Below are 13,243 nucleotides of genomic sequence, written 5' to 3' on the forward strand. Positions count from 1 at the left end.
CGGCGATTTCCGAAAAAGAGCAGCTCGAGGGCCCTGCCTAGTAGTCCTTCGCCGCCGGGCTGGCCATCCACGCCGCGTAGAACTCCTCGTAGGCGCCGGCCAGCACCGCCTCGCGGGCGCGGCGCATGAGGTCGATGAGGTAGTGCAGGTTGTGGATGGACAAGAGGATGCCGCCGAGCATCTCGTTCTGCTTCACGAGGTGGCGGATGTAGGCGCGGCTGTGGTTTTGGCACGTCGGGCACGTGCAGGCGGCGTCGAGCGGGCCGAAGTCGCGCGCGAACTTCGCGTTGCGCATGTTCATGCGGCCCGTGGACGAGAACGCCGTGCCCATGCGGGCCGTACGGGTGGGCAGCACGCAGTCGAACATGTCCACGCCCTCGCGCACCGCGCGCACGAGCGTGGTGGGGTTGCCCACCCCCATGAGGTAGCGCGGGCGGTCCTCCGGGCACGCGCGCGCCACGGGACCCAGCGTCTCGAACATCACCTCGTGGTCCTCGCCCACCGAGTAGCCCCCGATGCCGAAGCCGCCGAAACGCCGCGCGCCGCGCGCCAGGCTCTCGTCCTCGATCTCGCGCAGGCGGCGGATGGATTCCAGCCGCAGGTCCAGCTCCATGCCGCCCTGCACGATGCCGAAGAGCGTCTGGTCGGGCCGGACGTGCGCGGCCAGGCAGCGGCGCGCCCAGTTGGCCGACAGATCCACGGCCTTCGCCACGAACGCGCGCTCGGCCGGGTACGGCGTGCACTGGTCGAGCTGCATGGCGATATCGGCGCCGAGCTGCTCCTGGATGGCCATGTTGGACTCGGGCGTCCAGCGGATCTTCGAGCCGTCGTAGATGGAGCGGAACGTGAGGCCGTCGTCGTCGAGCTTGAGCGTGTCGGCCAAGCTGAACACCTGGAACCCGCCCGAGTCGGTGAGCATGGGGCCATCGTAGTTCATGAAGCGGTGCACCCCGCCGGCCTCGGCCACCACGTCGGCGCCGGGGCGCAGCGACAGGTGGTAGGTGTTCGCGAGCACCACCTGGGAGTTCAGATCGCGCAGCTGGCCTGCGGTGACGCCCTTCACTGTGGCGCTCGTGCCCACGGGCATGAACATGGGCGTATGGAACGTCCCGTGGGCTGTTTCGTAGGAAAGCGCGCGGGCGTGGCCGCTCGTCGCCTCGCAGGCGCAATCGAAAAGGGCCACGGCTAGCCCTCGATCCCGTTGATGGTGAAGCCCGCGCCGGGAGCCGCAGGGGCGTCGCCCGCGAGGTTCTCCGCGAGCACGCGCTCGCACGCGGCGGCATCCACCAGGCCGGCGTCGATGCCGGTTGCGTGCTCTGCGCAGGCAGGCAGCGCCTCGGCCCACGCGGCGAACTCCTCCATCGTGCCGTGCTTCACGGTTGCGAGATCGAAGCCCCCGTCCGTCGGATCGAGCAGGTGGTCGGTCACGAGGAACGCGTCGGCCCCGAGCGCCTGGATGCCCAGGTCCTCCACCGTGTTGTTCCCCACCATGAGCACGTCGGCGCCGCACAGGCCGGCCGCAGCCAGGTTCTCGGCGTAGTAGGAGGGCTTGGGCTTCACGCTCGTGGAGTTCGCGAAGTTCGTGAGGCGCGAGAACTTGTCCGGGTCGATGCCCGCCCACTCGAGGCGCCACCGCACGGCACGCTCGGGGAACATGGGCATCGTGGCGAGCACGAGCGGGTAGCCCTTGGACGCGAGCGCATCCACCGCACGCGCCGCCGCCGGGTTCGGCGCCACGCCCGCGCCGATCGCGCCGAACTCGACTTCGTAGAAGCGGTCGAGCTCCGCCGTCCAGTCGCACGCATCGGCATCGACGTGCGCGAACCAGCCTTCCCAGAACGCGTCGCTGTTCGGGCGGCCGTCGTCGTGGGCGGCCATGTTCTTGATGCCGGCCTTCATGCCGGCCATGAACGCCTCGGGCGCCACGCCGAAGCGGGCGACGTACGCGCCGAGCGCTTCGAAGTACGTGCGCATGAACTCGTCGATCTCCATGGGGAGCAAGGTCCCGTCCAAGTCGAAGAAGATGGCCCGGTAGGCCGGTGCGGTGCATTCGCTCATTGCGTCGTCCTTCTGTTCGTCGGCGTGCGTTTTGTCCGACATGGTAGTATAGGCGACGATGCGAAGGAGCGTGCGAAACCCGATGAAATTGCTACTTCATGCCTGCTGCGGACCGTGCTCGCTGGAGCCAACGCGTATCTTGCGCGCGGCCGGGCACGACCTGACCCTCTATTATGCGAACTCGAACATCGCGCCGGCCGAGGAGTATGCGCACCGGCTGGGCACGCTGCGCACGTGGGCCGGCGGCGAGGGGCTGCCGGTGGTGGAGGGCCCCTACGACCCTGCGGCCTGGGAGGCGACGGCCGGACGCGTGGGCGAGGCCGCGCTCGCGGCGGCGGACGGCGACGTGCTGCGCGTGGCGACGCACCCCGCGCTGCGCGAGGCGCGCTGCCGTGCGTGCTACCGCCTGCGCTTCGAGGAGGCCGCGCGCGTTGCCTCCGAGCGGCGCTTCGACGCCGTGGGCACCACGCTCTCGGTAAGCCCCTACCAGTTCACCGAGGTAATCCGCGAGGAGCTGGAACGCGCAGCGGCCGCCGCAGGCGTGCGCGCGCTCTTCGAGGACTACCGCCCCTTCTACGACGAGGCCACCCGCCGCAGCCGCGCGACGGGCATGTACCGCCAGAACTTCTGCGGCTGCCACTTCTCCGAGGCTGAGGCGGCGGCCGAGCGTGCCGAGCGCAAGCGGCAGCGGGCCGCCAAGCGCGAGGCCGAGGCCGCCGCGCATGCCGACGAGCGCGCCGCCCAGGAAGCCGCCCGCGCCGCCAAGCGAGCCGAACGAGCAGCCTACGCCGAGAAGCAGGCCCGCAAGCGCGCCGCCCTGCGCGCGCTGCGCGAGCAGGGGCGCGGCGAGCGGTAGCCCGGCCTTCGGCCAAAGCGCCTCGCAAGCCCTGCCGTCGCGTGCCAAAGCATGGGCTTGCTTTCCAAGGTTTTAGCAAGTATACTCACAAGTATATTTGCTACCGAAGGGAGGGTGACATGGCCCAGCTTTCGTTGTACGTGGACGATTCCACGATGGAAGATCTGCGTCGCGATGCCGCGCGCGAGGGGAAGACGCTCTCGAAGTACGCGGCGGGCGTGCTGCGCGGGCGCAAGGAACATAACGGCTGGCCGCCAGGGTTCTTCAATCTGTACGGAGCCTGCGACGACGACACGTTCGTAGTGCCTCCGGAGATTCCCTGGGAGCTCGACGCGCCTCGCAAGACGCTGTAGGCGGCGCGCATGTACCTCCTCGACGCCAACATTTGCATAGACTTCATGCACGGACACCTCCCCTACGCTTACGATCTGATGCGCAGCAGCGACCCTCGCCTGTTCAAAATTCCCGCCATCGTGGAGGGAGAGCTGAGGCTCGGCATAGTGAAAAGCAGGCAATCGGAAAAAACGCGATGGCTCGTCGATGAATTCATGCTTCCCTTCGAAGTCCTTCCGTTCGATTCCGAATGCGCGCACATTTATGCGCGCATAAGAGGGGAACTGGAAATGACGGGCAAGGTCATCGGACCAAACGACCTCCTCATCGCCGCCACGGCGCTCGCGAACAGCGCAGTCCTCGTCACGAACAACGTGGACGAGTTCAAGCGCGTGCCGGGGCTTTCCATCGAGTCGTGGTATGAGATGACGTGGGAGGAATTGGGAATGGGGCCCTTGGCGGAGCCGGAACGCCTATAATAGGCTCTTCGACGAACCGACCGCGAACCGCACGAAGGACCCGCCCGCATGAAGACCTCCGATTTCGACTACGACCTGCCCGAAGAGCTCATAGCCCAAGAGCCCGCCGCGGAACGCGACGGCTGCCGCTTGCTGGTCATGGACCGCGTGACCGGCGCGCTGGAGGACCGCGTATTCCGCGACATCGCGGAGTACCTGCGCCCCGGCGACCTTCTGGTGGCCAACGAGACGCGCGTCATGCCGGCGCGCCTTTTGGGCGCGAAACGCGGCACCGGCGGGGCGGCCGAGGTGTTCCTGCTGCGCCAGCACGGCACGCCCCTCGACAACAAGAGCGCGCTCTGGGAGGTGCTCGTGCGCCCTGGCAAGCGCCTCAAGCCCGGCACGGGCGCCATCGTGGACTTCACGGACGCCGCAGGCCAGGTGGCGCTTTCCGCCGAGATCGTGGATTGGATCGCTGACGCGCAGAAGGGCGAGCGCCTGGCACGCCTCATCACGCCGCTCCCCTCCCTCGACGAGGCGCTGCACGCGGTGGGCCACACGCCGCTGCCGCCCTACATCAAGGACTACGCCGGCGACGAAGAGCTGTACCAGACGGTGTACTCGCGTCGCGAGAGCTCGGCGGCGGCGCCCACGGCCGGCCTGCACTTCACGCCCGAGCTCATCGAGCGCCTGCACAAGCAGGGCGTGGGCTGGGAGACCGTGGAGCTGGAAGTGGGCCTGGACACGTTCCGCATCGTGGACGAGGACGACCCCGAGAAGCACGTCATCCACACCGAGCGCTACAGCGTGCCCGCCCGCACCGTGGACGCCATCGCCGCGACGCGCGAGCGCGGCGGCCGCGTGGTGGCCGTGGGCACCACGAGCGTGCGCAGCCTCGAGAGCGCCTGGGACGCGGAAGCGGGCATTGTGACGCCCCGCGAACGCGAGGCCACGTCGCTCTACCTGCTGCCCGGCAGCGAGTTCCACGTGGTGGACGCCCTGGTCACGAACTTCCACGTGCCCCGCTCCACCCTCATGATGCTGGTGAGCGCCTTCTCCACGCGCGAGCACATCATGGCCGCCTACCGGCATGCCATCGCCGAGCGCTACCGCCTGCTCTCGTTCGGCGACGCCATGCTCATCTGCTAGGCTCGCCGAGGACCCTCGACCAAGACGGCCGAAGGAGGCATGCGATCTCGCCCCAGCGGCTATCGCTGCATTCGGCAGACAGAAGGCTGCCGTACGCAGCGATAGCCGGCATGACCTTCGTGGGCCGGGGCAACTCGGCGGAGAACCCGAACCGCGACCTCGACGCAAAAAAATGGCCCCGCACTGCGGGGCCATTTCGGCTTGTTTATGTGAGGTTGCTTTACGCCTTCGTCACGTTGCTAGCCTGGAGCTTGCCATTCTGGCCGGTCGTCACGTCGAACTGCACAGCCTGGCCTTCATCGAGGGTCTTGAAGCCGTCCATCTTGATCTCAGAGAAGTGGACGAAGAGGTCTTCGCCATCGTTCTGAGAGATGAACCCATAGCCTTTTTCGGGGTTGAACCACTTCACGGTACCTTCTGCCATTTTAAATCCTCTTTCCTCTCCTTGACCCTTCAAGGAGGCAACACTGCATGCTGCATGGCGGCAGCACTCGCCCTCACCTCGAGAGCACGAGAATACTATACGCTATCCAGAGAGAAAAAGGCTCGGGATTCTCGGTTTAGCCCGTTTTTTACCGTTTCGTAAGATACGGCCGGCGCCACGCCATCAGTCTTCGGGACAAGACGTCTCCAGCGCCTCGCACCGGGCAAGGGCCTCGGCGTAGGCGCTCCGGTAGGCTTCGACCTCCGACTGGACAGACGCTAGCTCGGCCGGCTCCAAGAGGGCGGCATGCGCTTCCGCCGCATCGGCGAAGCACCCTTCCTCGAGCGCGCGGGCCAGGGCTGCCTCGGCGTTGCGCGCGGGACCGACGCGGAACCCTCGCAGCGAGCCGGCATGCAGCAGGGCCCGGCGGCACTCGTCGGCAAGCGCCGGAGCGCCTCCCTGCTCCGCCCGCTCGAACGCGGCGCGGGCCGCAGCCTCGCGCTTCTCGGCCTCGTCCAGGAGGATACGGGCCGTGCGCAGCTCGTCCTCGAGACGAACCGCCGCAGCCGCAGCCTTCGCACGTGCCAGCAGCGCGCCGCGCTCCTCCATGGCGGGAAGCTGATCGTAAAGCCGCTGCAGCTGGTCGAACGCCTCCTCGGAGGCATCCGTGCCCGCGGCCTCCGCGCTTCCGTCGGCCGCCGTCACGCACGTGCCCGCCCCGGCCGCGCCGGCGCCCGTCCCCGCATCCTTCGGTTCGTCCATGCCCTCGGTCCTTCCGTGGTCCGCCCGAGACGGCAGGCCGGGCCGGCGGCGCCGGCTCCGGCCACCGGGCGACGTCGCGCCCGGTGATGCCGGCACGCCGCCGCCCAGCCCCGCCGTCAACCTGCTAGATCTCCTGGTACACGCCCGCCAGCTGCTCGCCCAGGCACTTGCCCTCGATGAGGCAGCGGCCGTGGCTGTTGCCCTGCACGTTGATGGGATAGTCGTAGGCGTAAATGTCGCCCGCGCAGTTGCCGATGGCGTACAGGCCCTCGACCGGCTGGTCCTCGGCGTCCAGCACCTCGAAGTTGTCCGAGATGTGGATGCCGCCGCACACGCCCAACAGGCCCGGCGCCACCATGCAGGCCGTGAAAGGGCCTTCCTTGACGGGATAGAGGAAGTGGCTCTCCTTGTAGAAGTCGGTATCCTCGCCCTGCTCGCACATCTTGTTGTAGCGCTCGACCGACTTCAGGAACTCGTCCTTGTCCACGTCGAGCATCTCCGCCAGCTCCTCCAGCGTGTCGGCGCGCTTGTAGTAGTCGGGCACCTTCTCCAGGCCGCCCTCGACCGTCTTCGTGTGCGAGTCCACCGCCACCTGGTAGTCCGTGCCGTAGGCGCGGAACGAGTCCCAGAACATGCCGCCGCCGTACTGCAGGCTGTCCAGCAGGTCCGTCTGCCAGTTCGCGTCGAACACCGACCACGCGTGGTCCGAGCCGCCGTTTACCATGACGCCCACGCACTTGCCCTGCACCCACGTGGCCTCGTTCATGAAGCGCTTGCCGGCCGGGTTCACGAACATGAAGGGGCCGTGGAACGTGGCGGCCGCCTGGGGGTGCATCATCGTGGGCCACGGGCCGTCCTGGAACGCACCGCCGGCCCAGGCGGCCATGTTGTGGCCGTCGCCCACGTTGCCCTGGTCGGAGCACAGGCGGGTCATGACCTTCTTTGCGATGGGGGCGAACTCGTCGAGGTACTCGTCGTTGTAGCTCACGTCGCCCGTGGCCAGCACCACGCCCTTCGGCGCGTTGTACTGCACGTAGTCGCCGTCCTTGTTCTGGCAGATGGCACCCGTGACCTTGCCGGCGTCGTCCTGCACGAGCTGCACGGCCGGCATCTCGTACACGAACTCGGCGCCGTGCTGCTTGGCCTCGCTCTCGAACAGGTACTCGACGAAATCGGCCATGGTGTGCTGCTCGAAGATCTCGCCGCCGAAGATCATGTGGTAGCAGTCGATCTCGGGGTGCACGGCAGAGCGCGAGCCCACCGTGACCATGCACTTCGCGCCGTTCTTCTCGGCCAGGTCGAGGAACCAGTTCATGCAGCGCTCGGACTCGCGGAACCACTTGGCCACGAGCGACTCGCGGCAGCGGTTGCCGCACGTGGACACCCAGCGCTCCATCTCCACGGCCTTGTCGAAGCTGATGCCCAGCTTGTCCAGCTCGCGCGAGGCGATGGCGCCCGTGCCTCCCACGCCGTGGCCGTTGAGCATGGCGTCCTTCTCCACGAGCGTCACCTTGGCGCCGCCCTCCGCCGCAGCCAGCGCGCAGCACGTGCCCGAGTAGCCGCCGCCGATGACGAGCACCTCGGTGTCCACCGTCTCCTTGACCTTGTCGGCCGGGATGGGTTCGGGCTTGACCTCCCAGGTGTGCTTGCCGTCGGCGCCGCCCGCTGCGCCCGCCTTGGCGTCGTCGGCCGAGCCGGCCTCCTTCGGGGCGCAGCCGATCATGCCGAGCGCGGCCACGCTCGCCGCGCTCAGGGCCGCCCCCTTGAGCAGGCTGCGTCGCGAGATTCCCTTGCTTTCTTCGCTCATGTTCCCTCCTTGGATCGATCCATCGCTTGCGCGGGCGGCTTCCCCCGCCCGCCAACAGGGCCAGCTTAGCGCGCGAAGGGCGCCCCGCACCATCCCATACTTTGGGTTGTTTTCGCGTTTCCGCAGGTTATCCTCTAAAAAGTGAGCGTTGGTCGAGCGTTGCGAAGCGGTGTCCGAGGGCAGGACGCAACCTGTGCGGAAAGGCTCGCGACGGCTCGAGGCGAGCCGGGGATAGCCGGATGCGCCCGCAGGAGCGCCGGAGGACAGATGTCGCCACGGTGGCTAGTCGAACAGGTCGATGAGCTCCTGGCGGGAGTGGACGTCGGCCTTGCGGTAGATGCTCTTCATATGGTCGCGGGTTGTGTTCTCGGAGATGTAGAGCTTGCGGGCGATGGCGGGCACGTTGTTGCCGCGCAGGACGAGGGCCACGACCTCGCGCTCGCGGGGGCTGAACGGCTCGGCCAGGTCCAGCGCGTCCATGCGCCGCTCGATGAGCGTCGCGATGCCGTCGGCGCCGGGGGCGGCCGCCGCGCCCTCGCCCGGCAGCCTCTCCGGGCACGTCTCCGCGCCCGGCCCAGACGGCGCGCCTGCAGAGCCCGCTTGAGGACCCGGCTCCCCGGCAGCCGCCGGCACCGGCGCGCCGATCGCGCCTGCGGCAGAGCCCGCGACGGCGTCCGACCCTCTCGCGGACGAGCGGCCAGCGGCCCCCGCAGGCAGGACGCCCGGCGAGAGGAACGCAGCCGCACCCACCACGGCCATGTCGTGCTCGGCCTCGGCCGCCACGCGCCCGCGGTGGCCCTTGCGGGTGAACGCCACGCAGAACAGCACGAGCGACAGCGCGTACACGCAGACGAACAGCACGTTCACCGCCAGCGCGAAGTCGTAGGCCGCAAGCGGGCTCAGTCCCGTGCCCACGACATCGCCTGCGAGCATGGCGGCCAGCGTGGGCCCCACGCACAGGGCGTACACCTGGGTCGAGGGCAGCGAGCGCTCGCTCGCGTACACGGCGCTGGTGACGATGAGCAGCAGGTTCACTATCTCGAAGCCGAACAGCAACATGCCCGAAGCGAAGGGCGCGAACTGCACCCCCAACAGCGTAGGAAGCAAGAACGCACCGGTGACCAGCGGAAACAATATCTGGTAGACGCGCAGCACCGCGAAGCCCGTCTCCGAGAGCAGCTCGATGAGCACCACCACCGCCACGGCCAGCGCCATGCCGGCCAGCACGGGCGGCGACGCGATGCCGCCGGGCACGGCGAAGAGATGCGAGACGAGCTTCCACACGAAGCCGATGGCGCACGTGCAGAACACTGGCTTCCACAGCATGCGCACCGTGGCCGCGGCGGCCGTGCCCGTCATGCGCGGCCGCGGGTCGGCGGGCACGATCTCCCGCAGGCAGCGGCCGAGCGACACGGCGGCAGCGACGGGCAGGACGGCCACGGAGCACAGGGCGCGCGCGGCGTCCGGCAGCAGCGCCAAAAGAACGCTGAGCACCACCGAGAGCAGGGCCGACAGCGGTATGAACACGGCCGTGCGCGATGCCCCCTCGGAGGCGAAGAACTGCTGCCACAGCACGTAGGACGAGCCCAAGGCAAGGCCCACCAGCACGCCGGCCGCAAGCGAGCCGGGCAGGACGGGCACGCCGCCGTTGGCCGCCAGGTAGTAGACGGCCGACCCTGCGGCCAGCAGCATGCCCACCATCAGGGCGGATCGCGGCGGAAAGGGCATGCGCCGCCGCTCGTAGAGCACGGCGGCGCCCACGGCCGCCAGGGCGCACAGCTGGTCGCTCAAGCTGAACAGGCGCTGGCCCGCGAAGCCGTCGGGTGCCGAGAGGCCCGCGAACGTGATGGCCCACACGAACGCGAACCCCAGATGATGCCACCGCAGCGACCGCAGCAGCGTTTTCGCCTTCTCGACGGACAAGAACGATCCCCTCCCGTAGTTTCTCCCGGGAACATGGTAGCGTACCGCAGCCGCCCGGTGAAGCGCAGAAGGGAAAAGCAGGGCGCCGACCGCGCCGGCGCGGCAAGAGCGGGGCAGCGCGGCCGGCCGACCGTATCAGCAGGGCCGGCCGGCGCATCCGCTTCCCGACGCTGCCCGGCCCGCAGGCCGCGGGCCGCAACGCACTGGCTACCGGGCACTCCCCTTCGCGCGAGAGGATGCATCCACGGCGCCCTGGCCAGGCCGGCCGTCCCGGGCAAGCGGAGCCGCCTGCCCGGACGGCGAGGCGCCCTTGATGCCCGCAAGCGGGATCCGTGACTTGAGCAGGGCGATCCAGCCGATGCCCGCAAAGGCCATGGACGCCACGATGAGCACGCCGATGCCCTGCACATAGCTCGACCACGGCAGCACGGCCAACAGCATGCCCACGCAGCCGATGGCGGTGTGGGCGAAGTTGATGAGCGATGACGCCGCGCCCGTGTCGCCTTCCTGCTGAGATAGCAGGATGTTCGTGCTGTAGGGGCGGATGCAGGCCTCCGTCAGGGCGAACACGAGGAACGTGAGGCAGAACAGCACGGGCGAGAGCTCGCCTGCCAGCAGCATGGCCACGCCCGAGAGTGCAGCCGCAACCAGCAGGATGCCGGTGAAGCGGCGCGCGCTCACGTAGCGGGAGGCCTTGAGCCAGATGAAGGGGCCGGCGGCAGTGAGCAGCGCCGCCACGGCGAAGAACACGCTGTACTCCAGCTCGCTTAAGCCGAAGAACGAGATGTACACGTAGGAGCCCACGGCGATGTAGGCCATGAACGGAAGGTTGTACAGGCCCACGATGGCCAAGAACGAGGAGAAGCCCTTGTTCTTGGCCACGGCGCCCAGTTGCCCGATGCTGCCGAGCACGGTGCCGCGGTAGCGCTCCTCCTGCGGCAGCGTCTCCTCGAACAGCACGGCGAGCGCGCAGCAGAACAGGCCCACGGCGCCCAGGGCGCAGAACGTCATGCGCCAGTCGAACACCTGCAGGATGAGGGCGCCCACCACCGGGGACAGCACGGGCCCCACCACGAACATGACCTGCACGATGGAAAGGATGGCCTCGCGCTTCTCGACCTTGAAGGCGTCCTTGACCACGGCGGTGGCAACGGCGCTCACGGCGCCCGCGCCCAGCGCCTGCACGACGCGGAACACGATGAGCATCTCGATATCGAGCGCGAGCGCGCAGAGGCCGCTTGCGGAGGTGTAGGTAACCACGCCGGCCAGCAGCACGGGGCGGCGGCCGTAGCGGTCGCTCAGCGGCCCGAACACGAGCAAGCCCACGGCGAAGAACAGGAAGTATCCCACAAGCGTGAGGTTCACGGTGCCCGCCGTGGTGTCGAAGGCCTCCGTCATGTGGGGCACGGCAGGGGTGTACATGTCGAGCGAGAGGGGTGTAACCAGGCTCGCGGCGACAAGGAGGACGACAAGCCCCAAGGGCCCGAGCTTTCCTTGCGGCCGGACGAGCCATTGCTGCATCTTCTGTTTCATGGTGAGTTCTCCTTCTAGGTTCCGAAGGCGACCCGTAACGGGATTACGAGGCGATTACTCTAGCGGAACGAAACCGGATGAGGGCGCGATACGCCGATCATCACAGAGTCACCATGATCTAACAAATCACGGTTCGGCGAGGTGTTGCGGATGCCGGCGGCGCACGGCACGGAGCGCAGGGCGCCGGGAGGGCGGGCGCCCGAAGGGCCCGGCTAGGATACGGGAAGCCTGCGGGGCAGAAGCCGAGCCTGCGTCACTCGGTTGGGCTCTCGGGTGCCTCGACGGAGGGCGAGCGAGGGTCGTCGGCCGAGGCGATGTCGACGATGGCAGGCTCCGGGACGTCGTCCAGCAGGCCCGCCATCTCGGCCGGGTCGTCGGGCAGCTCGAGCCCGTAGGCATCGGCCAGGGCACGCGCCTGCCCAAGCCGCAGGTCGGCAACGGCGTCCTCGCCCGCCTCGCGCAGGTAGGCGGACGCCAGCATGAGGCTGCGCGCCACGTACTCGGTGACGCGCGGGTCGGTGCCCGATACCTGCAGGATGGCGGCCATGGACTCCGGCGCGAGCGACAGCAGCGTGGCGCCGTCGATGTCCACGGCGTCGCCCACGGCGTTCTCCAGCATGTCAGCCGCGGCCTTCGGGTCGTGCTCGTCGCGCGCCTTGAACCAGCTGCGCCGCAGTATCTCGGCGAACTGCAGGAAGATGCGCATGAGGTAGTCCTGTTCGAGCATGGGGCTCGTCCTTTCGTCGCAGGTCGAAATCGGCTGGCGGGAAGCGCCGGAGGCGCCCCGCGGCGCTTGCGCCGGCCCTCCCGGCCGTCGTCAGGCAGGTGGGAGGGCGATACCCAAGTGCTCGTAGGCACGCGGCGTGGCCTGGCGGCCCTTCGGGGTGCGCACCATAAGGCCCTGCTGCATGAGGAAGGGCTCGTAGACATCCTCAAGGGAGTCCTGGTCCTCCGAGAGTGCCGAGGCGAGCGTCGAGAGCCCCACGGGCCGGCCGCCGAACTGCACGGCCAGAAGCTCCAGGATGCGGTTGTCCACGGCGTCCAGGCCGAGCGCGTCCACCTCGAAGAAGCTTAGGGCCTGAGCGGCCACATCCTCGTCGATCGTGCCGTCGCCGCGCACCTGGGCCCAGTCGCGCACGCGCTTGAGCAGGCGGTTAGCCAAGCGCGGCGTGCCACGGCTGCGTCGCGCTATTTCCAGCGCGCCGTCCTCGGCTATGTCCACCCCGAGGATCGCCGCAGAGCGGCACACGATGGAGCCCAGCTCCTCGGGCGTGTAGTACGCCAGCCGGAACACCATGCCGAAGCGGTCGCGCAAGGGCCCGGTGAGCAGCCCCGTGCGCGTCGTGGCGCCGATGAGCGTGAAATGCGGCAGGTCGAGCCTGATGGAGCGCGCGGCCGGCCCCTTCCCCACCACGATGTCCAGCGCGAAGTCCTCGAGCGCGGGGTAGAGAACCTCCTCCACCATGCGGTTCAGGCGGTGTATCTCGTCGATGAACAGCACGTCGCCTTCCTCGAGGTTCGTGAGGATGGCGGCCAGGTCGCCCGTGCGCTCGATGGCAGGGCCGCTCGTGGTGCGGATGCTGGCACCCAACTCGTTGGCCACCACGGTGGCGAGCGTGGTCTTGCCCAGGCCCGGAGGGCCCGAGAACAGGATGTGGTCGACCACGTCGCCGCGCGCCCGCGCCGCCTCGATGAGGATGGCGAGCGATTCCTTCACCTTCGTCTGGCCCAGGTAGTCGCCCAATCGCTTCGGGCGCAGGCTGCGGTCGAGGACGAGGTCGTCCTCCGTGAGCTCGGCCGTCACGGCACGCGGCGGCACCGACGCCGCGTCTGCGCCGTCGGCCACGTAGCCCAGGCCCTCTATCTCGATGTCGTCGTGCGCCATAACCGCCTAACTTCGCAAGCCGTCCCGTCCGTCGCTTCGCCTACCAAGGTACCAC

General features: G+C 68.6%; 13 protein-coding genes. 4 read left to right on the forward strand and 9 right to left on the reverse strand.

Translation table 11 applies throughout. The features are described from left to right. Positions 1-37 precede the first annotated feature (37 nt). Both tgt and K9U15_RS05875 read right to left on the reverse strand, forming a co-directional pair. A complete protein-coding gene (gene tgt, locus K9U15_RS05870; RefSeq protein ID WP_123673453.1) occupies positions 38-1,183 on the reverse strand; it encodes a tRNA guanosine(34) transglycosylase Tgt in 1,146 nt (381 codons plus the stop codon). Between the two features lie 2 nt (positions 1,184-1,185). Continuing rightward, positions 1,186-2,058 carry an HAD family hydrolase gene (locus tag K9U15_RS05875; RefSeq protein ID WP_167380496.1) on the reverse strand — a complete coding sequence of 291 codons (873 nt, stop codon included), beginning with the start codon at positions 2,056-2,058 and terminating at the stop codon, positions 1,186-1,188. An 82-nt stretch (positions 2,059-2,140) separates the two neighbouring features. On the opposite strand from K9U15_RS05875, the gene K9U15_RS05880 reads away from it, so the two are divergent. The 4 genes from K9U15_RS05880 to queA all read left to right on the forward strand — a co-directional run bounded on the left by K9U15_RS05880 (position 2,141) and on the right by queA (position 4,854). Further along, on the forward strand, positions 2,141-2,914 hold the full coding sequence (locus K9U15_RS05880; RefSeq protein ID WP_096228054.1) for an epoxyqueuosine reductase QueH: 774 nt from the start codon (positions 2,141-2,143) through the stop codon (positions 2,912-2,914). 119 nt (positions 2,915-3,033) lie between these two features. Then, the gene (locus K9U15_RS05885) at positions 3,034-3,267 is read left to right on the forward strand and encodes an antitoxin (RefSeq protein ID WP_096228053.1); all 234 of its coding nucleotides are present in this window, start codon (positions 3,034-3,036) and stop codon (positions 3,265-3,267) included. Between the two features lie 9 nt (positions 3,268-3,276). Further along, on the forward strand, positions 3,277-3,726 hold the full coding sequence (locus tag K9U15_RS05890) for a type II toxin-antitoxin system VapC family toxin (RefSeq protein WP_096228052.1): 450 nt from the start codon (positions 3,277-3,279) through the stop codon (positions 3,724-3,726). A gap of 48 nt (positions 3,727-3,774) precedes the next feature. Further along, positions 3,775-4,854 carry a tRNA preQ1(34) S-adenosylmethionine ribosyltransferase-isomerase QueA gene (gene queA / locus K9U15_RS05895; protein ID WP_096228051.1) on the forward strand — a complete coding sequence of 360 codons (1,080 nt, stop codon included), beginning with the start codon at positions 3,775-3,777 and terminating at the stop codon, positions 4,852-4,854. A gap of 220 nt (positions 4,855-5,074) precedes the next feature. Here queA and K9U15_RS05900 read toward each other — a convergent pair whose 3' ends face one another. The 7 genes from K9U15_RS05900 to ruvB all read right to left on the reverse strand — a co-directional run bounded on the left by K9U15_RS05900 (position 5,075) and on the right by ruvB (position 13,188). Then, a complete protein-coding gene (locus tag K9U15_RS05900) occupies positions 5,075-5,278 on the reverse strand; it encodes a cold-shock protein (RefSeq protein WP_015539962.1) in 204 nt (67 codons plus the stop codon). A 183-nt stretch (positions 5,279-5,461) separates the two neighbouring features. Further along, on the reverse strand, positions 5,462-6,040 hold the full coding sequence (locus tag K9U15_RS05905) for a hypothetical protein (RefSeq protein WP_096228050.1): 579 nt from the start codon (positions 6,038-6,040) through the stop codon (positions 5,462-5,464). A 124-nt stretch (positions 6,041-6,164) separates the two neighbouring features. Next, positions 6,165-7,847: an FAD-dependent oxidoreductase gene (locus K9U15_RS05910; RefSeq protein WP_123673457.1), complete on the reverse strand. Its 1,683-nt coding sequence runs from the start codon at positions 7,845-7,847 to the stop codon at positions 6,165-6,167. A gap of 282 nt (positions 7,848-8,129) precedes the next feature. Continuing rightward, complete coding sequence (locus K9U15_RS05915; protein ID WP_123673459.1) at positions 8,130-9,770, reverse strand: helix-turn-helix transcriptional regulator; 1,641 nt, start codon at positions 9,768-9,770, stop codon at positions 8,130-8,132. 207 nt (positions 9,771-9,977) lie between these two features. Then, complete coding sequence (locus K9U15_RS05920; protein ID WP_123673461.1) at positions 9,978-11,303, reverse strand: Bcr/CflA family efflux MFS transporter; 1,326 nt, start codon at positions 11,301-11,303, stop codon at positions 9,978-9,980. Between the two features lie 253 nt (positions 11,304-11,556). Beyond that, positions 11,557-12,030 carry a hypothetical protein gene (locus K9U15_RS05925; RefSeq protein WP_096228046.1) on the reverse strand — a complete coding sequence of 158 codons (474 nt, stop codon included), beginning with the start codon at positions 12,028-12,030 and terminating at the stop codon, positions 11,557-11,559. A gap of 90 nt (positions 12,031-12,120) precedes the next feature. Continuing rightward, positions 12,121-13,188, reverse strand: a complete 1,068-nt coding sequence (ruvB, locus tag K9U15_RS05930) for a Holliday junction branch migration DNA helicase RuvB (protein WP_096228045.1) — start codon at positions 13,186-13,188, stop codon at positions 12,121-12,123. Positions 13,189-13,243: the final 55 nt, after the last annotated feature.

This window comes from Gordonibacter sp. RACS_AR68 (assembly GCF_030418485.1).
In the GTDB taxonomy this organism is placed as follows: domain Bacteria; phylum Actinomycetota; class Coriobacteriia; order Coriobacteriales; family Eggerthellaceae; genus Gordonibacter; species Gordonibacter urolithinfaciens.